Source organism: Mycobacterium syngnathidarum (assembly GCF_001942625.1).
Lineage (GTDB): Bacteria > Actinomycetota > Actinomycetes > Mycobacteriales > Mycobacteriaceae > Mycobacterium > Mycobacterium syngnathidarum.
The window spans coordinates 133,518-156,463 of the sequence record NZ_MLCL01000086.1; the positions used below are offsets into that span (position 1 = coordinate 133,518).

Annotated in this window: 22 protein-coding genes and 1 pseudogene; 15 read left to right on the forward strand and 8 right to left on the reverse strand. The window is 64.8% G+C overall.

What is annotated here, in order from left to right; translation table 11 throughout:
• Nucleotides 1–260: 260 nt before the first annotated feature.
• From BKG60_RS24795 to BKG60_RS32600, 3 genes and pseudogenes are all read left to right on the forward strand, one after another.
• Nucleotides 261–1,292 (forward strand): acyl-CoA dehydrogenase family protein, encoded by a 1,032-nt coding sequence (locus BKG60_RS24795; RefSeq protein ID WP_070945079.1) that lies wholly within the window; start codon nt 261–263, stop codon nt 1,290–1,292.
• The gene (locus BKG60_RS24800) at nt 1,293–2,468 is read left to right on the forward strand and encodes an acyl-CoA dehydrogenase family protein (protein ID WP_070945078.1); all 1,176 of its coding nucleotides are present in this window, start codon (nt 1,293–1,295) and stop codon (nt 2,466–2,468) included. It abuts the gene before it with no gap.
• A 79-nt stretch (nt 2,469–2,547) separates the two neighbouring features.
• Nucleotides 2,548–2,661: pseudogene (locus BKG60_RS32600) on the forward strand (dihydrodipicolinate reductase); the annotation flags it as partial.
• 86 nt (nt 2,662–2,747) lie between these two features.
• Here the strand turns inward: BKG60_RS32600 and BKG60_RS24805 are convergent.
• Both BKG60_RS24805 and BKG60_RS24810 read right to left on the reverse strand, forming a co-directional pair.
• A complete protein-coding gene (locus BKG60_RS24805; protein ID WP_070945077.1) occupies nt 2,748–4,067 on the reverse strand; it encodes a TetR/AcrR family transcriptional regulator in 1,320 nt (439 codons plus the stop codon).
• Between the two features lie 187 nt (nt 4,068–4,254).
• The gene (locus tag BKG60_RS24810; protein WP_070945076.1) at nt 4,255–5,184 is read right to left on the reverse strand and encodes an SDR family NAD(P)-dependent oxidoreductase; all 930 of its coding nucleotides are present in this window, start codon (nt 5,182–5,184) and stop codon (nt 4,255–4,257) included.
• Between the two features lie 150 nt (nt 5,185–5,334).
• Between BKG60_RS24810 and BKG60_RS24815 the strand changes: the two genes are divergently transcribed.
• The 9 genes from BKG60_RS24815 (at nt 5,335) to BKG60_RS24855 (ending at nt 16,089) form a co-directional block, all read left to right on the forward strand.
• Nucleotides 5,335–6,978, forward strand: a complete 1,644-nt coding sequence (locus BKG60_RS24815; RefSeq protein ID WP_083339276.1) for a nitric oxide reductase activation protein NorD — start codon at nt 5,335–5,337, stop codon at nt 6,976–6,978.
• A 136-nt stretch (nt 6,979–7,114) separates the two neighbouring features.
• Nucleotides 7,115–7,963, forward strand: a complete 849-nt coding sequence (locus BKG60_RS24820) for a CbbQ/NirQ/NorQ/GpvN family protein (RefSeq protein WP_070945170.1) — start codon at nt 7,115–7,117, stop codon at nt 7,961–7,963.
• 87 nt (nt 7,964–8,050) lie between these two features.
• A complete protein-coding gene (locus BKG60_RS24825; RefSeq protein WP_070945074.1) occupies nt 8,051–9,166 on the forward strand; it encodes an ABC transporter substrate-binding protein in 1,116 nt (371 codons plus the stop codon).
• A 1-nt stretch (nt 9,167) separates the two neighbouring features.
• Entirely contained in the window at nt 9,168–10,295 is a 1,128-nt protein-coding gene (locus BKG60_RS24830; RefSeq protein WP_070945073.1) for a spirocyclase AveC family protein, read from the forward strand.
• Nucleotides 10,288–11,175: an SDR family oxidoreductase gene (locus tag BKG60_RS24835; RefSeq protein WP_070945072.1), complete on the forward strand. Its 888-nt coding sequence runs from the start codon at nt 10,288–10,290 to the stop codon at nt 11,173–11,175. The genes BKG60_RS24830 and BKG60_RS24835 overlap by 8 nt, the downstream gene beginning before the upstream one ends.
• Before the next feature lie 13 nt (nt 11,176–11,188).
• A complete protein-coding gene (locus BKG60_RS24840; protein ID WP_070945169.1) occupies nt 11,189–12,655 on the forward strand; it encodes an aldehyde dehydrogenase family protein in 1,467 nt (488 codons plus the stop codon).
• 12 nt (nt 12,656–12,667) lie between these two features.
• Entirely contained in the window at nt 12,668–13,876 is a 1,209-nt protein-coding gene (locus tag BKG60_RS24845) for a cytochrome P450 (protein WP_070945071.1), read from the forward strand.
• Nucleotides 13,877–13,913: 37 nt separating this feature from the next.
• The gene (locus tag BKG60_RS24850) at nt 13,914–15,182 is read left to right on the forward strand and encodes a cytochrome P450 (protein ID WP_070945070.1); all 1,269 of its coding nucleotides are present in this window, start codon (nt 13,914–13,916) and stop codon (nt 15,180–15,182) included.
• A gap of 31 nt (nt 15,183–15,213) precedes the next feature.
• Entirely contained in the window at nt 15,214–16,089 is an 876-nt protein-coding gene (locus BKG60_RS24855; RefSeq protein WP_070945069.1) for a mycofactocin-coupled SDR family oxidoreductase, read from the forward strand.
• Here the strand turns inward: BKG60_RS24855 and BKG60_RS24860 are convergent.
• Nucleotides 16,083–16,724, reverse strand: coding sequence for a TetR/AcrR family transcriptional regulator (locus BKG60_RS24860; protein WP_070945068.1), 642 nt, complete (start codon nt 16,722–16,724; stop codon nt 16,083–16,085). The genes BKG60_RS24855 and BKG60_RS24860 overlap by 7 nt on opposite strands.
• 125 nt (nt 16,725–16,849) lie before the next feature.
• Here BKG60_RS24860 and BKG60_RS32105 point away from each other — a divergent pair, with 125 nt between their 5' ends.
• The 3 genes from BKG60_RS32105 to BKG60_RS24870 are packed head-to-tail and all read left to right on the forward strand — an operon-like array spanning nt 16,850 to nt 19,016.
• Entirely contained in the window at nt 16,850–16,987 is a 138-nt protein-coding gene (locus BKG60_RS32105) for a hypothetical protein (protein WP_165617780.1), read from the forward strand.
• The gene (locus BKG60_RS24865; RefSeq protein WP_070945067.1) at nt 16,984–17,766 is read left to right on the forward strand and encodes a spirocyclase AveC family protein; all 783 of its coding nucleotides are present in this window, start codon (nt 16,984–16,986) and stop codon (nt 17,764–17,766) included. The genes BKG60_RS32105 and BKG60_RS24865 overlap by 4 nt, the downstream gene beginning before the upstream one ends.
• 53 nt (nt 17,767–17,819) lie before the next feature.
• Nucleotides 17,820–19,016, forward strand: coding sequence for a cytochrome P450 (locus BKG60_RS24870; protein WP_070945066.1), 1,197 nt, complete (start codon nt 17,820–17,822; stop codon nt 19,014–19,016).
• A 4-nt stretch (nt 19,017–19,020) separates the two neighbouring features.
• Here BKG60_RS24870 and BKG60_RS24875 read toward each other — a convergent pair whose 3' ends face one another.
• The 5 genes from BKG60_RS24875 to BKG60_RS24895 all read right to left on the reverse strand — a co-directional run bounded on the left by BKG60_RS24875 (nt 19,021) and on the right by BKG60_RS24895 (nt 22,724).
• Nucleotides 19,021–19,359: a hemophore-related protein gene (locus BKG60_RS24875; protein ID WP_070188399.1), complete on the reverse strand. Its 339-nt coding sequence runs from the start codon at nt 19,357–19,359 to the stop codon at nt 19,021–19,023.
• Nucleotides 19,360–19,475: 116 nt separating this feature from the next.
• The gene (locus BKG60_RS24880) at nt 19,476–20,840 is read right to left on the reverse strand and encodes a cytochrome P450 (RefSeq protein ID WP_075910163.1); all 1,365 of its coding nucleotides are present in this window, start codon (nt 20,838–20,840) and stop codon (nt 19,476–19,478) included.
• Between the two features lie 43 nt (nt 20,841–20,883).
• Entirely contained in the window at nt 20,884–21,078 is a 195-nt protein-coding gene (locus BKG60_RS24885) for a ferredoxin (protein WP_070188400.1), read from the reverse strand.
• Nucleotides 21,079–21,112: 34 nt separating this feature from the next.
• Nucleotides 21,113–21,973 (reverse strand): mycofactocin-coupled SDR family oxidoreductase, encoded by an 861-nt coding sequence (locus tag BKG60_RS24890; RefSeq protein ID WP_070188401.1) that lies wholly within the window; start codon nt 21,971–21,973, stop codon nt 21,113–21,115.
• A 49-nt stretch (nt 21,974–22,022) separates the two neighbouring features.
• Entirely contained in the window at nt 22,023–22,724 is a 702-nt protein-coding gene (locus BKG60_RS24895) for an SDR family NAD(P)-dependent oxidoreductase (RefSeq protein WP_070188402.1), read from the reverse strand.
• Nucleotides 22,725–22,946: the final 222 nt, after the last annotated feature.

The following is a 22,946-nucleotide window of genomic DNA, read 5'->3' on the forward strand; positions in this document are numbered from 1 at the left end:
TCGTCCGGAAACGAGCGGGCACGAGCTGATGACGACGTGCCTGGTGCGCCGGATCTTACAGCCAGTCTAGATCCATATTCTTCTATGGCAAGAACATAGTTCTCAAAGCGTTGCGGCCCTTTCGCCCAGGTAAGCGCCGGTGCTGGTGATCCGTCCAGCGCACTGGCATGGAGAACCGGTACTTGCTGGAGGAGAAGGAGTCGCCTTAGAAAGAGAATGCTATTCTCCTCCGGACGTGAAAGTGCGGCAGGAGGCGGCGGGTGCTACTCGAATTCGATGCCGATCAGCGGCTATGGCAGGAAACCGTGCGCGATGCGGTGACCAAACAATGCCCGGCCACGCTGGTCCGTGAAGTGGCCGAGCAGGGTGTCGACCCGACACCGCTCTGGCAGAGCTATATCGACCAGGGCTGGACTGAGCTCACCGAATCGGAGAATGCGGTGGAACTGGCCATCGTGCTCGAAGAACTCGGCCGGGCCACGGATCTGACGCCGTACCTGGCGACCATGACCCAGTACGCGCCGCTGGCGGGCGACCGGTTCGATCCGGCCAAGGCCGGGACCGCGGTGTACAGCGGTGTGACGGCCAACCGGGACGCCACCGGCTGGGTGCTGGCCGGAACCGCCCACCACGTCCTCGACGGCGACCGGGCACAGAACCTGGCCGTGGTGACCGACGGTGGTGTGTTCCTGGTCGATGCGGGCAAGGTTTCCGCCAAGCGCAGCGCGGTGTTCGATCCGGTGTTGCACGTCGCCGAGGTGTCATTCGACAACGTGCATGTCGATGACACGGACCGGGTGACCGCGCACGCGAGGAGCGAGAAGAGTCCAGTCGACACCGAGAAGGCACACCATCTCGCATTGACCGGTATGGCCATCACCATGGTCGGTGCCTGCCAGCGGGCGCTGGACCTCGTGCTCGACCATGTGAAGCAGCGTCAGCAGTTCGGCGTGGCGATCGGCTCGTTCCAGGCCGTGCAGCACAAGGCCGTCGACATGCACGTTGCCATCGAAAGAGCCCGTGCGCTTTCGTATTTCGCTGCACTGACCATCGCCGCCGACGATCCGCGGCGCCGACTGGCGGCGAGGATGGCCAAGGCGGCGGCAGGAGAGTGCCAGACCGTGGTGTTCCGCCACGGTGTGCAGTTGTTCGGTGGGATGGGCTTCACGTGGGAGAACGACGTGCAGTTTGCGCTCAAGCGGGCCAAGGCCGGCGAGCTTCTCCTGGGCGGCGCTGCCGAGCACCGAGCCGTCATTGCCGCTGAGTACCGCACGACCTACAGGGGACTGTAAATGCAGCTGACATACGATTCCGACGTCGAGGAGTTTCGCGCCGAGTTCTCCGCGTTCCTCGATGCGAACCTGCCGTCGGAGGCCGACACGCTGGAGCGGCCCCGTTCGGTCTCGCACATGCCGCAGTGGGCCCGCGACTGGCAGCGGCTGCTCTTCGACAACGGCTGGTTGCTGCCGGCTCAGCCACCGGAGTTCGGCGGGCGCAACGCCACCGTGGTACAGACCTTCGTCCACCTCGATGAGCTGTGCCGACGCCGGATTTACCACAGCTTCAATCCGCAGGGCGTCAACATCATTGCGGCATCACTACTTGCGTTCGGCTCCGATGAGCAGAAGCACCGCTGGGCGGTGCCGGTGTTGCGCGGTGAGAAGACCGCCTCACTCGGTATGAGCGAGCCGAGCGCGGGTTCCGACCTCGCCTCGTTGCGCACGCGTGCCGTCCTCGATGGTGATCATTTCGTCGTCAACGGACAGAAGGTGTGGACTTCGGGCGCCCACGACGCCGACTTCCTGCTGACCTTCGTGCGCACCGACCCGGATGCGCCGAAGCACAAGGGAATCAGCGTGCTGATCGTCCCGACCGACACCCCCGGTGTGGTGTGCCGGCCGTTCGCCGACATGACCGGTGAGGAGAACCTCGACTTCAACGAGGTGTTCTTCACGGACGCCCGGGTGCCCGCCGAGAACCTGGTGGGTCCGCTCAACGGCGGCTGGGGTGTGGCCAACGGTTCGCTGGGTCACGAGCGCACGATGATGTGGCTCGGCTTCGCCGACCGGATCGACAACATGTTGGCCGACTTCCAGCCGAAGACCGAGTTGGAACGCGACCAGTACGCCACGACGATCATGGACTATCAGGCCTTGCGTGCCATGGGATCTGCGGCGCTGGCCAAGGCGTCGCGCGGTGAGGCGGACACCGCGTCGGTGTCGGTTCTCAAGCTGTTCGGATCCGAAGCCGAGCGCAATGCGTTCGAGAACGCGCTGACCGCGGCCGGGCCGGACGGGTTGATCCACCCGACCACCTCGGGTCCGTACGCGCACATGAACCTCGACCACTACTTCGCCAGCTGGTTCGAGCGCTACGCCAGAAGCTTCGGCGGCACGATCGCCGGTGGGACCTCGGAGATCCAGCGCAACATCATCGCCACCCAGGTGCTGGGGTTGCCCCGGCGCTGACGTGGCTTTGGACCCCAGCGTCACGCCAGAGTGGCTGTCGAGCTCGACAGCCACTCTGGCGTGACAATGCGAGGTCGGCGCGGCCACCGCGATGCGGGTGGTCAATGCGATTCCCTACGTCGTGGACGCACCCGCAGGCTTGTTGAGCTCACTCGACATCCCGAATACGTTGCCGCGACACGCTTTCGACTAGCCTCCTGGGCCGAGCAGACGCTTAGGCACCCGAAAACTGTTGATTCCGGGTACATTCACGTCTGCTCGAGCTGGGGAGGTCGGTGTCTAGCGCGCGACGACACCGCGCAGGCTCGTATCCCGCACGTGGATCTGCGCTGCCCGGGTATCCAACTGCCGCAGGATGTTCTCGGGTATCCAGCCTACACAGATCACCGACCGGGCCAGCATCTCGTTCGACGGACTGTCGATGCTGATCTCGCCGGCCCTGATCCCTGCGGCGAGCAGTGACTTGACCTGTTTGACGCGCTGCGTGAACAACCAGCCGGGGTTGGGGGTGTCCGGCGGGGACTGGCGCATCCATGCGAGCTGGATCCTGAACTCGTCTCCGAACTGGTCCAGCGCGTTGGTGTGAATCCAGCTCAGCGCGTCGAGCTTTTCGATCGTGGTGCCCTCGGATCCGAGGACTTCGGTCCAGCCCACGGCGATCTTCTCCCCGAAGGACTGCATGATCGCCGCCAGCAGTTCGTCCTTCGAACCGATCAGCCGGTACACGGTGCCGGTACCCATGCCTGCGGCCGAGGCGATGTCGCGCACGGTCGTGCCCTCATAGCCCCGCCGGCCGAACTCCGCCCGCGCTACCGCACGGATATGGGCGGTCTTGTCATCGGCCTCGGAGGCGGCCTCCTCGATCCAGGTCCGCACCACGGCGTCGGCCGCGATGAACGGGACCGACCTGTCGAGTTCGGTGTCGGTGGGCCGGCCGGTGGACAAGCCTTCCAACAGAATCCGGCATAGCAGGGTGGCGACCTTCTCCGGTGCGGCATTGTGGCGCATGACGTCGAGGCCGACCTGCAGCATGGTCTGGCAGATCCGGTCGGCCAGAACGGCCAGATCGATATCCGAGCGCAGGTAGCCGGCCCATCGGGCGGCTCGCAGCGTCTGCTGCATGGCATCCAGCGTGGCCGTCGGGCGGCGCTGTGCCAGGGCGACGAGGTCGGGGTTGGAACTCGGGCTCTCGTAGAACGACATCTGAAGAGCGGCACGATGTGCGACGGCGCATCGCGCGATATCCGAGCCGAGCTCGGCGATCCGGTCGAACGGCGACGCCGGATCGGGGCCGTCCAACCGGCGCTGGGCGTGCTCGGCGATGCGGTCGAGGTCCTCGTGATACCGCTCGAGCAGTTCCACCAGGATTGCTTCTTTGGATTCGAAATGGTGGTACAGGCTGCCCGGCAGAATGCCTGCCGCGTCCGCGATCTCCTGCAGCGATGTGCGCAGGCCCGACGTGGCGATCAACGTGGCGGCGGTCTCGAGGATCTCGGTCCGGCGCGTACGATCCTCCGCTACGGTGCCGGGTTCGGTTGCGCGACCTGGGGTGCGCTTGAGCGTCTTGCGCTCCCCAGGGGTTACCTGGGGACGGCCCACAGCGGCTCCACGATGATTGCTGGCTCCCGTCATACGATTTGGGTTTCCGACCCAATATTTGGTTAGAGGCTACCAGAACAGCGCTTGTGCGCCGGGGATCCCGTGAAGCCAAAGACGCCGGTAGACCCGGCACGGCCGGGTTGCGGGCCTTGCGCCGAACGTGCCGACGGCAACGCTGTCGCCGGACTCACCCGGTGACGCCGAGCCGCTCGGTAACCGCGAATACCTCGTCGTAGATCGACCCCGGCACTGTGAACGGCTCTGTCGCAGCCACTTCCGACAGATGAGCGGCGACATCGTCAGCGGTCGGGTTGCTGTCGGTGGGTGCCAGCCAGCCCTCACCCAGCCCGACGAACACCCGGGCGAACCGTCCGGCGCAGGCAGAGAAGTTCTGATGACTGAACTCGCAGTCACGGCTGGCCAGGTACACCACCAAGGGTGCCACCAGCTCAGGCCGGATCGCCTTGAAGAAGTCGTTGCCCTCAAGCGCTTTCGGATCGCCGAGGGTCTCGGTGACCATCCTCGAGATGCCGAACGGCAGTACGGTGTTGGCCAGGATTCCGTGCGGCGCGCCCTCGAGCGCGATCACATTGGCGAGGCCGACCAGGCCGGCCTTGGCTGCAGCGTAATGGGCTTCGAGGTGCTGGCCGAACATCCCTGCCGACGAGGCGATGAACACGAACCGGCCGTAGCCCTGGTTCTTCATGACCCGGAACGCAGGCTGGGACAGGTAGAAGCCGCCGTCGAGGTGCACTCGCAGCATGCGACGCCAGTCTTCGGGGGAGAGCTCGTCGAACGGGATGCTGTTGAAGATGCCCGCGTTGCTGATCACCGCGTCGAGCCGACCGAACTGATCGATGGCGGTGCGCACGATCGCCTCGCCACCTTCGGGACTGCCGACCGAATCGTAGGACGCCACCGCGGTACCGCCGGAGCCGACGATTTCGTCGACAACCTGATCGGCCACCGCGACGTCCGAACCGTCGCCGGACATGGACCCGCCCAGGTCGTTGACCACCACGGTGGCGCCGCGCCGTGCCAGCTCGAGGGCGTATATCCGGCCGAGTCCGCGGCCGGCACCGGTCACCACGGCGACCTGGTCGTCGAAGTCGATCACTTTGTAGCCCTTGCCAGTTGATGTTCCGGGTCGGTTGATTGACTCCGGTCGGCCCGAACTCTACGGTGGAACAGATATTTGGTCAACAGGGTGCGGAGGTGGAAAGTGCCCGGTGGCGGTGACGACGACGGCCGGTTCGCCGGGCTGGGCATGCTGGCGTCCGCCCTGGCAGCTCGTCCGGTTGCGGTGACGGCGGCCGCCCCGGGTGCCACGCCGTGGACCGATGGCAAGACCGTGTTCGTCGATCGGTCGGCGTCCACGCGTACGCAGCTCGAATCGGTGGCGGTGCAGGCATCGCTGATCGCGGCAGGCAGCCTGGACCCTGATGTGCTCGGAGCCCTGGTCCGTCATCGGCGGTTGGCCGGCCGCTATCTGGCCGTCGAGGGACAACGCGCGCTGTTGGTCAACCGCGCACTCCTGCCGAATTCCCTTGGCGCCCTCGCGGACCCGAGGGTCTGCGAGGGCAGCGATTCACCAGCAGCGTCCCTGGCGATGGCGAGCGGCAAGGGTGCGCTACCCGATCCGCCGACGGGATTCGGTGTGATCCAGGCCAGGAAGGTCCTGGCGGCGTGCGCAGCGGCCAAGCCTGTAGATGAGCGGTCGGTGGCACATGTGCCGCGGCGCGATGAGAAGCAGGAGCTCGAGGAACTCGATGAAGACGACGTCGACGACTCTGATGACCCCGATCTGTTCTCCAGCCCGATCGGCGGGGGTGGGGCCATCGGAAAATGGCTCAAGAAGCTCTTGTCGTCGTCCCGCAAGACGGGTGGCAGCAGTGGGGGGCCGCCCGGTGCCGATTCGCCGACGCACCGAACCAACTCGACGAAACGCGGGGCGCACGCGGTCTCCTCGCTCGCCACGGTGTCGTCGGAGGAAATCGTCGACGTCAAGACCGACGGGGTGAAGTATCCGGAATGGAACGCCGAACGCCGGGTCTATCGACCCGCCTGGTGCACCGTCCGCGAGGCTGACCCGCAGATCAAGCCGCACGCGACCCAGCAGATCGAGGACGCGATCAGCGTGCGGCGCCCCCTGGCACGTCTTGGCATGGGACTGCATCGGCGTCATCGGCAACCGCAGGGCGACGACATCGACATCGACGCCGCGCTGGAGGCCCGGGTCGAAGTCCGGGCCGGATCGGTGCCCGACGAGGCCGTCTACCTGGACAGTCTGCGCCGCCGGCGGGACCTGTCGGTGCTGTTGCTGTTGGATATCTCCGGTTCAGCCGCTGAGCCGGGCACCGTCGGGCGCACGGTGCATCAGCAACAGCGGACGGCAGTGGCCCATCTGATGGTGGCGCTTCACGACCTGGGTGACCGGGTGTCGCTGTACGCCTACTACTCCCAGGGTCGGTCGGCGGTGACGATGGTTCCGGTGAAACGGTTCGACGACCACCTGGATGCACAGGTGTTCCGGCGGCTGAACAGCCTTGAGCCGGGCGCGTATTCGCGTCTCGGAGCGGCGATCCGGCACGGTTCGGCGGTCTTGGAGGAGCGTGGTGGCACCTCGCGGCGGCTACTGGTCGTGCTGTCCGACGGACTGGCCTACGACCATGGTTACGAGCGCGGCTACGGTGCTGCCGACGCCCGACGCGCTTTGACCGAGGCTCGGCGTCGGGGGACCGGTTGCGTGTGCCTGACCATCGGTGCCAGCACCGACGTGGAGTCGTTGCGTCGGGTGTTCGGGAGTGCCGCTCACGCCACCATCGCAAGTCCCGATCAGCTCGCCGGCGTGATCGGGCCAGTGTTCCGCTCCGCGATTCGTTCCGGCGAGGTTCGTCGCCGAGTGTCGTGATATCAAGTCCCAGAATCTCATTGGGGCTGACCGGATATGAGCAGCCGCGTTCTGAAGAATGATTGAAACAAACATCTGTTCCACGATAGGCTCACTTCCGTACCGCAGCGTTGCGGCTACGGCGAAAGGTGTGTTGATGGCCAACGAGTCCGGGCTCGCTCACCAGAACGGCGCCAGTTCGCAGGCTCTGAGTGCACGTCCCTACTACCGACCGGTCGGCAACGAGGAGATCGTGTTCAAGGCGGCGTACCGCCAGGGCCTTTCGCTGGTCTTGAAGGGGCCGACGGGGTGCGGTAAGACGCGCTTCGTCGAGGCGATGGCCCACGACCTCGGCCGGCCGTTGATCACCGTCTCCTGCCACGACGACCTCACCACCGCCGACCTTGTGGGTCGGTATCTGCTACGCGGCGACGAGACGGTGTGGATGGACGGGCCGCTGACCCGCGCCGTGCGGGAAGGTGCGATCTGCTACCTGGACGAGGTGGTCGAAGCTCGGCAGGACACCACGGTGGTGCTGCACCCACTGTCCGACTACCGGCGCCAGTTGCCGATCGAACGTCTCGGCATCACGCTCGATGCGGCACCGGGATTCGGTCTCGTCATGTCCTACAACCCGGGCTACCAGAGTGTGCTCAAAGACCTGAAGGACTCGACGCGCCAGCGGATGGTGGCCATCGAGTTCGGTTTTCCGGATCCCGATGTCGAAGAGGGGATCATCGCTCACGAAGCGGGCGTGGATCATGCCACGGCTGTCGAGTTGGTGCGGTTCGGCCAGGCGATCCGGCGCCTGGAGACCGGAGGCCTGCGTGAGGTCGCGTCGACCCGGGTGCTGATCGCAGCGGGACGGCTCATCGCCGAAGGCCTGCCGGTCGCGGTGGCGGCCAGGGTGGCGATCGCGGGGCCGCTCACCGATGACGTTGCGGTGGGTCGCGGTCTGCACGAGTTGATCGACGTCTACCTGGGTGGATCCGCATCACGTGATTGACGGTGTGCCCGGCCGCCATTAGTGTCTGAACAAATATTAGGTCTGCCCACGGCGCCTGTGCGATGAGCGCCGAAACATGGAGGTCAGATGTCGTACGAGAGCACTGCGCAGCCCATCAAAGTCGGCTATTTGATGGATTTCACCTTGCCGCCGGGTTTCCCGGAAGAACTGATGGCCTCGTTCACCCAGACGTTTGAGCTGGTGTTCGAGGAGGCAGTTGAGCAGGGCCTGATGGATCGCCCGGTGCAGATGATCTACCGCGAGGTGGAAGGGCTGCCGAAGGGATCGGTCAAGGCAGTGATCGACGCCTTCGGTGAGCTTGTCGACGAGGGTTGCCTGGTGGTGTTCGGGCCGAACATCACCGACAACTGCGTGCCACTGCGCGAAGCGATCGAGGACCGCTTCAAGGTGCCGGCGATCAGCGTTACGGGCACCGACGACTGGCTCGGCGAGTGGACATTCGCCTTCCCCCAGGGGTCGATGACCGACGAACCCATCTTCCTGGCGGATTTGGTCTCCAAGCGGGGCCTGACCGAGATCGGCGTCCTGGTCGAGCAGAACCTCATCGGTGACAGCTATTTGAATAATCTGCGAACTGCATGTGCGCGCAAGGGTATTCGTATCGTCGCGGAAGCCGCGATCGCACAGACTGCCCAGGACATCAACGCCGCGGTGAGCACGCTGCACGAGGCGAAGGCCGAGGCGATCGTGCATCTCGGTTTCGGTTTCGGCATCGTCTTCATCAACCCCGCGCTCGAGGCCGTCAACTGGGACCCGCCCCGTTTCACCACCACCGCGTTCCAGAACGCATGGGTCAACCCGATCATGTGGAGCGCGTTTCTGGGCTGGGTCGGGGTCGACCAGTACGACGAGGGAAACACCGTCGGACAGGCCTGGTTGGATCGGTATGCGAAGCGGTACAACGGGAGTCGCCCCGAGTACTGCGTGTCGGTGGTCAACCACGACGTAGCGGCCACGCTGGTGCGCGCCTTCACCGACGCGCATCCGTTGAGCCCGCGCGGGGTCAAAGAAGCGCTCGAGCGCGTGAAGATGATGCCCGCGGCGTCCGGCGCGCCGGGAACCCGGGTGTCCCTGGGGAAGTGGACGCGACGCGCATGGATGGGGCCGGGATATCTGGTCGCGCGGACCCTCGATGCCGACGGCATCAACTCGCACCTCGTCGACCGGTTCGGGGCGGAATGACATGACTACCAGGGAATCCCTACCGCCTGACACACAGGTCAAGCCGCCGCGCAAAGGGCCGAACTGGGGCCGGGTGGTGGCGCTGCTCGCCTGGCTCGGCTTTCTCGGCCTGTTCGTCGCGGTCGGGCGGACGGACGTCGACTCGCGGGTGGCCAACCCGAACGTCGAGGGGCGGCCACGTCCCGTCGCGTTCCTGACCGCGTTCGACCACTGGCAGATCATCCCGCAGGTGGGTGCCGTGATCATCGTCGTGGCGTTCACCGTCATGTTCGTTGTCGGCTGGCGGAAAAACCCCGGCAGTCCGGTACTGCTGATGGTGCTGTGCACGACGCTGATCGTCTGGCAGGACCCGATCATGAACTGGTCGCCGTACGCGGTATACAACCCGATGCTGCTGCACTGGCCAGAGAACTGGTACCTGATCATGATGTCGCCGACGGTGGAACCGTTCATCGTGTTCGGCTACGTATTGTTCTATTTCGGACCGTACTTCCCGGCGATCTGGATTCTTCGCAAGCTGCAGGCCAAACACGGTCCAGAGGCCTTCGTCACCCGACACCCGCTGGTCAGCCTGGGCGCCCTGGTGCTGGTCATCGGGTTCATCTTCGACGCCATACTGGAAGTCAGCCTGGTGCGGACCGGACTCTACATCTACTCGCAGGCGATTCCGTTCGGAACGATGTTCGGTGGCAGCACCTTTCAGTTCCCACTCATCTGGGAATCGCTCTCGGTGACGTTCGTGATGATCCCGGCGGCGATCCTCGTTTATCGCGACGACACGGGAAAGTCGGTGGCCGAGAAGCTCGCTGCGAAGGCGAGGCTCTTCCCGACGAAGCCCGTACTCGGCACGTTCCTGGTGATGTTCGCGATCATCAACGTGTCGTACTTCGCCTACGGTGGCTGGTTCTGGGCGATCAAGGCCAGCGGACTCGCCACCTCGGTCGCCTGCCCGTGGCCATATCCCGAGGCCAAGATCTATGACCCCCAGGGCTACTACCGGGCGAACGGTGCCGAGGGGCCGTACTCGGTGGGCAAGTGGTCCACCTGGCAGCAGGGACCGTCCCGCAACCTCGACGTCGAGCTGGGTTCGAAGAGCGATCGGTGCGCAACGGGGAACCAGCATGACTGAGCGCACAGTCCTCATCACGGGTGCGTCCCGCGGGCTCGGCTTCGCTTCGGCCACGCACCTTTATCGCGAGGGGTGGCGCGTGGTGGCTGCGATGCGCTCGCCGGATCGCGGAATGACACTGCTGCGGGAGGCGACGGGCGCAGGGAACGATGACGACCGGCTGATCGGCATCCAGCTCGACCTCACCGACGCTGCTTCGATCGCCGCGGCGGCCAAGGCTGTTACCGAAACCCTCGGGGCACCGCATGCGGTGGTTCACAACGCCGGGATCTCGGCGGCCGGAATGGTCGAGGAGACACCTCCGGACCTGTGGGAGCGAATGTTCGCGACCAACCTCTTCGGACCGGTGGCGCTCACCAGGGCGTTGCTGCCGTCGATGCGAGACGCCGGACGGGGCCGCATCGTGCTGATCTCCAGCGCTGCCGGGGTTCGTGGAATGCCGGCCACCGCACCATATTCGGCGGTCAAAGGGGCGCTGGAACGGTGGGGGGAGTCGATGGCCGGTGAGGTCGGGCCGTTCGGGATCGGCGTCACGATTCTGGTCACCGGTACCTACGACACGGAGATCATCACCGACGCGGGCACGACGGACGTCCGCGACCTCGACGGGCCCTATGCCCGCCACCACCGCACGATGGACAAGCGGGGGCGGGCCATGATGAAGCGCGCGGCCCGGCCCCCCGCAAAGTTCGCCGCGGGTCTGGCCAAAGCCCTCGACAGCCCGAAACCCTTCGTCAAGACCGCTGTCGGCCGCGACGCACGAATGTTGTTGATCGCCAACCGTTTCCTGCCCGCGGCGGGTTTGCACCAGATGACCCGGCTGATGATGGGCATCCCGCGGTTCGGCGCACTACGAGGGGAAGGTGCGGGCCGTGACTGACTTCGAATCGAGAATGCTGCTCGACGGCAAGCTAGTCGACGGTCAGGACGGCACGTTCACCAACATCAACCCGGCGAATGAAGCAGTGCTCGGGGAGGTGTCGGACGCGTCGAAGGCCGACATGAACCGGGCGATCGACGCGGCCCGCCGGTCGTTCGACGAGACCGACTGGTCCACCGATCATCAACTCCGCAGCCGCTGCCTCGAACAACTGCACGAGGCCATCGAACGTGAGGTGGAGGAGCTGCGCGAGGAGCTCATCTGCGAAGTCGGTGCTCCGCGTGCGGTGACGCACGGACCGCAACTCGACGCGCCCCTCGCCGACGGACTCAAGTACCCGGCCGGGCTGATCGAAACATTCCCGTGGGAAACCGATCTCGGTGACGCGGTGGTCTCGGTGACCGGCGTGAACACCACCCGAAAGGTGTGGCACGAGCCGGTCGGCGTGGTCGGTGCCATCGTGCCGTGGAACTTCCCGTTCGAGGTGGCGATCAACAAGCTGGGGCAGGCGCTGGCGACCGGCAACACCGTGGTGCTCAAGCCTGCGCCGGACACGCCCTTCAATGCCACCCGGCTCGGCCGGCTGATCGCCGAGAACACCGATATCCCCGCGGGTGTGGTGAATGTCGTGACGGCCTCGGACCACCTGGTCGGCGAAGAGCTGACCGTGTCGCCGAAGGTCGACATGATCTCGTTCACCGGCTCCACGGCCGTGGGCAAGAGGATCATGGAAAAGGGTGCCGCAACCATGAAGCGGCTGTTCCTCGAACTCGGCGGGAAATCGGCGACGATTGTCTTGGAGGACTTGGATGACACAGCGTTCAATTCCGCATGTTTAATCGGTATCGGCCCGTTGCTGCACGCCGGGCAGGGCTGCGCTGCTCCCACTCGAATGCTGTTGCCGCGCTCCCGCTACGACGAGGGCGTCGCGATCCTGAAAGCCATCTACGAGAACATCACCCCTGGTGATCCGCAAGACCCCGGAACCCTCTGCGGTCCCGTCATCTCGGCCAAACAGCAGGCACGCATCCTGGGCTACATCGCCAAAGGAGTCGACGAAGGCGCCACGATGCTCGTCGGCAGTACGCAGGCGCCGACGGCATCTGGGCTGTATGCCAAGGGATTCTGGGTCAACCCAACCCTTTTTACCGATGTGGACAACTCGATGACGATCGCGCAGGAGGAGATCTTCGGCCCGGTCCTCGTGGTCATTCCCTACGAGGATGAAGACGACGCCGTCCGTATTGCCAACGACAGCCCGTACGGACTCGCCGGCAATGTGATGTCCGGCTCGCTGGACCGCTCGCTCGCCGTCGCCCGCCGGTTGCGCGCCGGGTTCATCGGGCTCAACGGCACCGCGGGGTACGGCGCGGACACCCCGTTCGGCGGCTACAAGAACAGCGGTGTCGGGCGCCAGAACGGCACCGCCGGATTCGAGCAGTACACCGAGATCAAGTCCGTCGCATACCCGGCCGGCTAGGAGGGGAGAACTTTGTCGCAGCTATTTGACGACCTCGAGGACTTCGGCTCGTTCGACGACGCCGTCTCGGGAGACGTCCGGGATCCGTTCCCGGAGCTCGCCAGGCTTCGGCGCGAGGAACCGGTCCAGCGGATCGACATGTCGGCGATGCCGGGGGAGGCGGGTAAGCCCGTCTTCATCGTGTATCGCTACGAGGATGCCCAGCAGATGCTGCGCGACAATCTGACGTTCTCGTCGTCAGGCGTCATCGCGGCGTTCGGTCCGGTGCTCGGCGACCGGGTGATGCTGGGTATGGACGAACCGGTGCACGGCCGGCTGCGTTCGCTGGTGTCGAAGGCGTTCTCGCAAAAGGCCTTGGCGCGTTGGGAAGACGAGCTGGTCGGTCGCGTTGCCAACGAGCTCATCGACAGGTTCGCGGCCAAGGGCAAGGTCGACTTGGTCAAGGAATTCACGTTCGACTATCCGAGCCGCATCATCGCCGGGCTGCTGGGACTGCCCGAGCAGGACTATCCGCAATTCCAGCGGTGGTCCATCTCGCTGCTGAGTTGGATCATGAACCCGGAGCGCGGGCTGGCGGCGTCGGCCGCGTTGTGCGAGTACTTCGCGCCGATCCTGCAGGCCTGCCGTGCCGAGCCGAAGGACGACATGATCAGTCTGCTCGCCGAGGCCGAGATCGACGGCGAAAAGCTCACCGATGAAGAGATTTTCTCGTTCCTGCGGCTGCTGTTGCCTGCCGGCGTGGAGACCACCTACCGGTCCCTGGGCAACCTGCTGTTCGGGTTGCTCACGGACACAACGCAGCTGGGTGCCGTCAAGGCCGACCGGTCATTGCTGCCGCAGGCCATCGAGGAAGCGGTGCGGTGGAACCCGCCACTGCTGACCATCACGCGTACCACCACCTGCGACACCGAGCTCGGAGGGGTGCACATTCCCGAAGGTTGTTCGGTGATGCCGATGCTCGGTTCGGCGAATCGACAGGAAGATCGGTGGGAGAACCCGGACCAGTTCGACATCTTCCGCACCGCCAAGGGCAGCCTGGCCTGGGGTCACGGCGTGCACGTGTGCCTGGGCATGCATCTGGCGCGGCTCGAAATGCGTACTGCCGTCAACCTTCTGCTGGACCGGCTGCCCAACCTGCGGTTGGACCCGGACGGAGACGACCCGCACATCCGCGGGCAGATCTTCCGGTCACCGACGTCGCTGCCGGTTCTGTTCGGATGACAACCCCGCGCAACGAAAGCCATCAGGAGAGCGTGAGATGACCGACTTCGAGACGGTGGATTTCTTCACCGACCCGGCATTGATTCCCGACCCGTATCCATACTTCGACCACTTGCGGTCCAAATGCCCTGTCACCCAGGCCACCCCGTTCAACGTCGTCACCGTCACCGGCTACGACGAGGCGCTGGCCGTCTACAAGGATCCGGCGTTCTCATCGTGCGTGTCGGTAGCGGGCCCGTTTTCCGGGATGCCCTTCGGGCCGGGCGACAGTGACGACGTCACCGACCTGATCGAACGACACCGCGGTGCAGTTCCGATGGCCGAGCACATCACCTCGCAGGATCCCCCGCTGCACACCCGGACCCGGGGGCTGATGAACAAGCTGATAACGCCGAAGCGCCTCAAGGAGAACGAGGACTTCATGTGGCGGCTGGCCGATCAGCAGCTCGACACCTTCATCGACAAGGGCGGCTGTGAGTTCCTGTCGGACTACGCGAAACCGTTCTCTCTGCTGGTCATTGCGGATCTGCTCGGGGTCCCGGCCGAGGATCACGAGGAATTCAAGGCGGCGTTCGCGCTGGAGACAGTCGGCGAGCTCGGCAAGGAAGCGCCGACGACGCACAACCCCCTGCAGTGGCTCAACGAGAAGTTCTACGGCTACATCGAGGACCGCAGGCGCGCGCCACGCGAGGACGTGCTGACCGGGCTGGCGCAGGCGAAGTACGAGGACGGTTCGACGCCTGATATCGAAGACGTGATGAACCTGTCGACATTCCTGTTTGCGGCAGGTACGGAGACCACCACCAAGCTCGTCAGCTCGGCGGTCCGGTTCATCGGAGACAACCCGGGATTCGAAGAGATGCTGCGCGGGGACCGCGGCAAGATTCCGGCGTTCCTAGAGGAGGCGCTGCGGATGGAAAGCCCGGTCAAGTCGCACTTCCGGATGGCCAGCAAGACCACCAGCATCGGTGCTGTCGAGGTTCCGGCGGGTACGACCGTCATGGTGCTTCCCGGCGCGTGTAACCGTGATGAGCGGAAGTTCCCCGAACCCAACTCATTTCAGCCCGACCGCAGCAATGTGCGGGAACAGATCGCGTTCATCCGTGGTGTTCACTCCTGCCCCGGTGCCCCGCTGGCCCGTGCGGAGGGCCGGATATCGCTCAATCGGATCCTCGACCGGATGAGCGATATCACGATCTCCGAAGAGCATCACGGGCCGGTCGACAACCGCGACTACACCTACGAACCCACGTTCATCATGCGTGGTCTCGCCGAACTACACATCACGTTCACCCCACTCGGCTGAACCCGGCCGGCATCAGACTAAGGAGTCGTACATGACCGGAAAGCTCGACGGCAAGGTCGCTTTCATCACCGGTGCGGCGCGCGGGCAGGGCCGGGCACATGCGGTGGCGATGGCCAAGGAGGGCGCCGACATCATCGCGGTGGACATCTGCCGTGACATCCCGTCCAACCCCTACCCGTTGGCCACCCCCGAGGATCTGGCCGAGACCGAACGCAAGATCAAGGAACTCGGCCGCCGAGTGGTTGCCCGGGTGGCCGACGTCCGCGAGCGCCACGAGCTGCGCGACGCGGTCGAGGCGGGTCTGGCCGATCTCGGCAGGATCGACATCGTGGTCGCCAACGCCGGAATCCTGCCGATGGCCATGGGCAACCCCGATCCGATGGGCTTTGTCGATGCCTCCGACGTCGACCTGCTGGGTGTGATGAACACCGTGGCGGTGGCGATCCCGCATCTGCCCGACGGCGCATCCATCATCGTCACCGGTTCCACTGCCGGGATGATCCGCGGCACCACCACCAGTCCCGACATGGGCCCCGGCGGTGCAGGATACGGCTGGAGCAAGCGCATCGTCATGGAGTACGTCGACGAGATGTGTCTTCACCTGGCGCCGAGGATGATTCGGGTCAACGCCATCCACCCGACCAACTGCAACACCCACCTGCTGCAGAACGAGGGCATGTACGGCGTGTTCCGGCCCGATCTCAAGGCCGCAGGCAAGACCGCGACCCGTGAAGATGCCGAGCCGCTGTTCAACCTGTTCCAGGCGATGCCGATCCCGTACATCGAGCCGGAGGACATAGCCAATCTGGGTGTGTTCCTGGCCAGCAACGACTCCCGCTACATCACCGGCCAGCACATCCGTGTCGACGCCGGTTCACTGCTCAAGTGGCCCAACGGACCTCAGTAGTTCTCTGCGGCGGGACGGTGCAGGAAGCCGTGCAGCAGTGCCTGCACGAGCTCGTCGACGATCGCCTCTCGGGACGGGGGGCGATCGCCGAAGAACGTCGAACGCAGGGCGACTGTACCGACGATCAACGCCACCGCCGAGTGGGCCGGCAGATCGGGATGCGTCGACCGCATTCCGCGCAATTGCATGCCCTCCGCACTGATCTGACCGAGTTGGCCGAGGGCACGTCTGATGTCGGCGATACCGGTACCTTCGAGCTCTTCCGTACTGAGCCCGTCGGACGCGACGAGCGTCAGGAGCAGGCCTCGATGGGCTACGAGAAGGTCGTAGAGCCGGCCGGCGAATTGCCGGGTCAGCTCTTCCTCGTCGGTTTCTTCTGGCACCACGGCCCGCCAGGTCTGGCCGAATTCGTCGATGAAGTCCGTGAACGGCAGCACCAGAGCTTCCCGGAACAGCCCGGCTTTGGAACCGAAGTGACGGAACAGCAGGTATTCACTGACGTCGGCGGCGTGAGCGATCTCCCGGGTGGTGGTGCTGCGGTAGCCCTGCCGCGAGAACAGCTCGCGCGCCGTGTCGAGCAACAGACGGCGCGCCTCGCCGCGGGGTCGTTTGGGCGCCGAACGTCGCTGGGGCATGGCGTGTTTCTCCTGTCTCCCCATATCGGCACCGGCTTGCCGCCTTCACGATAGGCGACCTTGACCGGCGCAAAATAATAGTGTCCACTATTAAAACTGGCGCAACGTATCCCGAGGGGGTGGAAGTGGGCGCAATCATCATGTTGGGCACCCTGTTTGGCTTGATCGTTCTGATCGTCGGCCTGGTGCTGTATTTCGACCCGGAGGCGCGTCGTACGCCGCCCGAGGCGCCGCAGGTGTCGGACCGGGAGGTAGGACGGTGAGCCTGCAGCTACTGATCAACGCCGGCGTCGCATTCGCCTACATCAGCGGTCTGGGATTCCTGGCCGTCGGTATCTACCTGAGCGTCCGACGCGGCCGGCTGCACCCGTTGCTGCTGTTGTGCGTCTCGGCGCTGTCGTTCTCCTGGATCGAAGCGCCCTACGACTGGGCGGTGTACGCGCAGTTCCCGCCGGAATTGCCGCGGATGCCGTCGTGGTGGCCACTCAACTTGACCTGGGGTGGCGGACTGCCTTCGGCCGTTCCGGTCGGCTACATGGGGTACTTTGTGCTGCCGGCCATCATCGGTGCGGCACTTGGCCGTTGGACGAGCCGGAGATGGAACTGGCGGCGACCACAGACATTGCTGCTGGTTGGTTTCGGTGTCGGGTTTCTCTGGGCCTTCGTCTTCAACGCGATCGTCGGTGCCCGGCTCGGCCTCTTCTACTACGGCTACGTCATCGAGGGTCTGGCGGTGTGGGAGGGGACCAAACACCAGTACCCGATCTACGACTCCATCGCGATGGGCCTGCAGATGATGCTGTTCACCTACCTACTGGGGCGCACTGATTCGCAGGGCCGCAACGTGATCGAGATTTGGGCCGACAAGTTGGCAAAGACGAGGCTGCAATCGGGCGTCCTGTCAGTGCTCGCAGTGATCGTGATCGGCCACGCGGCCTACGCCTCGGTGTTCGCACCCCATCTGATCACCAAGCTCGGTGGCTGGGTGAACGTCGGCCCGAGCGGGCAGTTCTTCCCTGGTGTGCCGAACCAGCCCCAATAGCGTTCGACAGCGAATCGCAGGGACACTCCACATGATTGGAAGGTAGAACGGCAGTGAGTATCGACCCGGCGGTGGAGTTGTACTACGACCCATTCGATTTCACGATCGACGATGATCCGTACCCCGTGTGGCGGCGGATGCGCGAAGAAGCCCCGCTGTACTACAACGACAGGTACAACTTCTACGCGCTGAGCCGCTACGACGACGTCGCCGCTGCCCTGCCCGATTGGCAGACCTACAGGTCCGGGCGTGGCACCACCGCCGACATCCTGTTCAGCGGCATCGAGGTGCCGCCGGGCATCCTGCTGTTCGAGGACCCACCGTTACACGATCTGCACCGGCGCCTGCTGTCTCGGGTCTTCACCCCGCGCCGCATGCTGGCGGTCGAGAATCTGGTCCGCGGATTCTGTTCTCACGCGCTCGATGCCCTCATGGAAGCCGACGGATTCGACTTCGTCGTCGACCTCGGCGCGATCATGCCGATGCGCACAATCGGCTACCTGCTCGGGATTCCCGAGGACGGGCAGCAGAAGATCCGGGAACGCACCGACAAGAACATCTCGGTGGGCGACAACGCCGGCGACGTCAGCGCCACGATCTTCGCCGAGTCGCTCGCGGAGTTCGCCGAATACATCGAATGGCGCTCTACCCATCCCTCCGATGACCTGATGACAGACCTGCTCAACGCCGAGGTCGATGAACCGGACGGCACCCGCCGGCGCCTGGACCGCACCGAAGTTCTGGCCTACACGGCGATGATTGCCGGGGCCGGCGGTGAAACTACCGCCCGGCTCATCGGCTTCATGGGGCAGTTGCTCGGAGAGCATCCAGACCAGCGTCACGAGCTCGCCGCTGATCCCAGCCTGATCCCGTCGGCGGTCGAAGAGACACTGCGATTCGAGCCGCCGTCACCGGTGCAGGCGCGCTACGTGGCGTGCGACGTCGAGTTGTACGGGCAGACCGTGAGCGAAGGCTCTTACATGCTGCTGCTCAATGGCTCGGCCAACCGGGACGATACCCGCTACACCGATCCGGACCGGTTCGACATCCACCGCAAAGGCAGCCATCTGAGCTTCGGTCAGGGGCTGCACTTCTGCCTCGGTTCAGCACTGGCTCGGGTCGAGGCGCGGGTGGCCTTCGAAGAAGTGCTGAAGCGCTGGTCCGACTGGGAGGTCGACTACGACCACGCGGACCGAGCACACACCTCAAGCGTGCGGGGCTGGGCCCGGATGCCCGTCAAGACCGGCTGACCGATCAGTAGTTGTTGCAGCTGCCCGCGATCATGTTGATCGGCCCGAAGTACTGCTGGGCGGCCGGGCTGGCCTGCAGCTGCGCCACCGTCTGCTGACGTTCGGCAGGCCCCGAGGCCAGGAAGTTACGCAGCGCGCCCTGAGCGAACGGGGAAGCGTTGAACTGCTGAGCCAGGTCGGGCCGCTGAGCGTTGAGCGCCGCCATCACCTGCTCGTAGCTGCAGGTGGTGTTGACGACGCCGCTGAAATCCGGCTGGGCAGACGCCACACCCGTCACCAGCGGAACCGACAGCGCCAGACCGCCGATGGCGGCCGCGATGTACTTGTAAGAAGACTTGATCACGTGTTGGAACCCCCATGTTGTACGCCCGAAAGGCGACGCCTTGCACGTTTGCCGGACCCGACCTCATTCGAGGTTAACAGGCGGCAGACGGACAAGGCGTCCTCGCGAAAGCGGCCTCAGTCGATGACGGCGGCTTCCTTGCGCTCGGTGATCGGCCGGGCCAACTCCTGCTCATTGCAGATGCGCTGCAACTTCTCCAGGGTCTCGTCCAGGCCGGGGCCGAGCTTGTTGCCCGGGGTGAACCGCGCGGGAAGGTTCCGCATGCCCTGGATGACGCCGATCGTGTCATAGTGCACGGTGCCCTCGGGGTCGCACACATAGTCCGGCATCCGGTCCAGCACGGCGGTGAGCATCGACTTGAACACCGTGCGAGCCACGTTCGAACCCACACAGCGGTGCACGCCGATACCGAAGCTGAAGTGCCGGTTGCCCTTCCGATCCAGGACGATCTCGTTGGGCTTGTCGAACACCGACGGGTCGCGGTTGGCCATCGCCCAGGACAGCCACAGCCGCTCGTACTGCTTGAACTGGTGCCCCGCAACCTCGACGTCCTCGGCGAACGTGCGCCCGTCCCCGGGTGCCGGGGTGAAGAACCGCAGGAACTCCTCGGTCGCCGGGTGCAGCAGGGTGTCGCGCTCCCGGCTGAGCCGCTCGCGCTCGTCAGGATGATCGCCCAGCCATTCCAGGGCATGAGCGGTCAGGGCGGTGGTGGTGTCGAACCCGCCGCCGATGACCAGGCCGAGGTTGCCCAGGATCTCCATATCCGGTGCCGGCTCACCGTCGATGCGCAACTGCAGCAGGGCATTGACGAGACCCGGCCGAGGTGTCTCCCGGATCTCCATCATGTTGTTGATGATGTCAATGCCCATCTCGCGGTGCTGCTCGTTGATCTTCTCGCGATCGGGGGAGTGCTCGGGGGTGTACACCGACGCGTGGGTGGGCTCGCTGTAGACGTTCCACTTCTTGAGCTCGATACCCATCATGGCCAGGGTGAACACCGCGGGCACCACGTTGGCCAGATGCTCGACGAAGTCGATCTCGCCGGATTCGATGTGCTCATCGAGTGCGGCGCGGGTGATCTCGTCGACGAATGGTTCCCAGCGCTTGATCGCCGCGGGAGACAGATACGGATTCAGCGCACCGCGGTAGGCGCTGTGTTCGGGCTCGTCCATTTCCAGGATGCCGCCGCGAACGACGGTGGCACGGCTGGCCTTCGGGATGGTGATGCCCTGAAAGGGGGTCTCACCGCTGATGTCGTGGTGGTTGGACACCACTGGACAGCGAGCCAGTTCGAACACGTGCTTGCTGTCGGCGGCGATCCAGTGCCCGTTGTAGACATCGGTCCAGGCCATCGGGCACTTGGCGTGCATTTCTTCGGTGATGTCCTGGAACTGCTCCCGGTACTCCGGGGTGTGCCGGTCGAAATGGATCTTGTGTTTCTTGCGGTCGTCGTCGGTAACGACATCGCGGTCGATACTCACGGCGTTGTCTCCCTTTGTCATTGGCCGGCCTGATTGGCCGTCGTCATTCCTCGATGAGGATGGCCTGCTCGGGGCAGGACTGTGCTGCCTCCCGGACCGCGTCCTCCTGGTCGGCGGGCACCACCTCGGAAACCGGCGACGCGTGGCCGTCGACGTCGTCGAGTTCGAACGAGTCGGGCGCGATCATCGAGCACAGGGTGTGGCCCTGGCACCGACTGGAATCGACCGAAACCTTCACTGCGCCAACTCCTTTCCAATCACTGGATACGGCATCAGACGTGGTAGTCGTACCACTTGAGGTAGCCGCCGGCGTCGACCCGCAGCTGCATGCCGGTGACGTAACGGGCCTCTTCGGAGGCCAGCCACAGCACCGCGTTGCTGATGTCCTCGGGCTCGATGAAGTTGACCTTCATGGCCTGCTGCACGCCGAACACGGGCTCGGCATCGGCGCGGGTGGGGTTTTCCAGGTCCGGCCGGAACGAGCGGTACATCGGCTCGCTCTGCAACATGTTGGTGTTGCAGTTGGTGGGGTGGATGACATTGGCCCGGATGCCGCGCACGGCGAGTTCGGTGGCCAGCGCATGGACGTATTCGGAGATCAGCCGCTTGGACACCATGTAACCCATGCCGCCCGGATCGCTACCGGGGTTGGGCTTGCTGTGGGCGTCCATCAGAGCTGCGGCCGACGCGGTCGCGATGATCGAGGCGCCTTCCTTGAGGTGCGGTAGTGCGACCTGGATGGCGTTGATGGTGCCGACGAAGTTGGTGTTGATGCCGTCGGTCCAGGCCTGCATCGCGGGCTGGCCCTTCATCGCTGCGACCCCGGCCTGGGCCACGACGATGTCGAGCTTGCCGAATTCCGCGAGCCCCGACTCCAGCGCGGAGCGCAACTCGGCCTCGTTGCGGACGTCGGCCTGGGCGGTGACGATGCGCCGGCCGGTCTTCTCGACATAGTTCTTGGTCTCTTCGAGATCTTCTGCCGTCGCCATTGCATAGCCGACGGTGTCGTAGTTCTTACAGATGTCGACCGCGATGATGTCGGCGCCCTCTTCGGCCAGCCGGATCGCGTGGCTGCGGCCCTGACCACGTGCCGCGCCGGTGATGAATGCGACCTTGCCCTCTACCCGTCCCACTGCATGTGTCCTTTCGCTTCAATGATGTTTTGTGTGCGTCGCTTACGCGTCAGGTGTTGCGGCCGCCGTTGACCCCGAGGATCTGGCCGGTGATGTAGCCCGCCTCCTCGGAGACGAAGAAGGCGCAAGCGGCGGCAATGTCCTCCGGCTTGCCCATGCGCCGCACCGGGGTCTGCTCGATCTGCTTGTCGGTGTCGCCGAGGAAGCCCTTGCCCGCGGCCTTGCGCAGCATCGGGGTGTCGATGAAGCCCGGCGGCACGGCGTTGACCGTGATCCCGCTCGGTCCGAGTTCCAGCGCCAGGCTCTTGGTCAGGCCGTTCACCGCTGACTTCGCCGCGACATAAGGCGACATGAAGGGCTGACCCGAATGCGTGCTCGACGAGGAAATGTTCACGATGCGGCCCCAGCCGGCTTCGAGCATGTCGGGAAGCACGGCCTGGATGCAGTGGAATACACCGTTGAGGTTGACGTCGATGATCTGCTGCCACTTCTCGAACGAGACGTCGCTGAAGCGCTTGAAGCAGTCCAGGCCGGCGGCGTTGACCAGCACCGAGATCGGGCCGAGTTGGGCGCGAACCGCATCGAGTGCGGTGTCGACCGCGGCCCGATCGGTGACGTCGGCGACGTGTGCGAATTCGTCATCTGATGGCTGCAGGTCGAGGACTGCGACGTTGAGGCCGTCGGCGCGCAACCGAGCGGCGATGGCCGCCCCGATGCCCGAACCTCCTCCGGTGACAACGGCGTTCTTCATGACAGTTCTCCGGTCGCCGGGCGCCGCCGGGCTTTCTCAAGGCTCAAGAATCATCCTTCCGATTATGAGAACCGTACTCTCGGATTGGCTCTCGCCGCAAGATCTGGGCCCAACCTGCATGCCGCCTGCGCGGATGGTGGATTCGCAGCGAACAGGGCATGACTAGCTGATCTAGCTTTCACTTGAGTTCTCATCGAGCGAATGTATGATTCGCCGGTGATG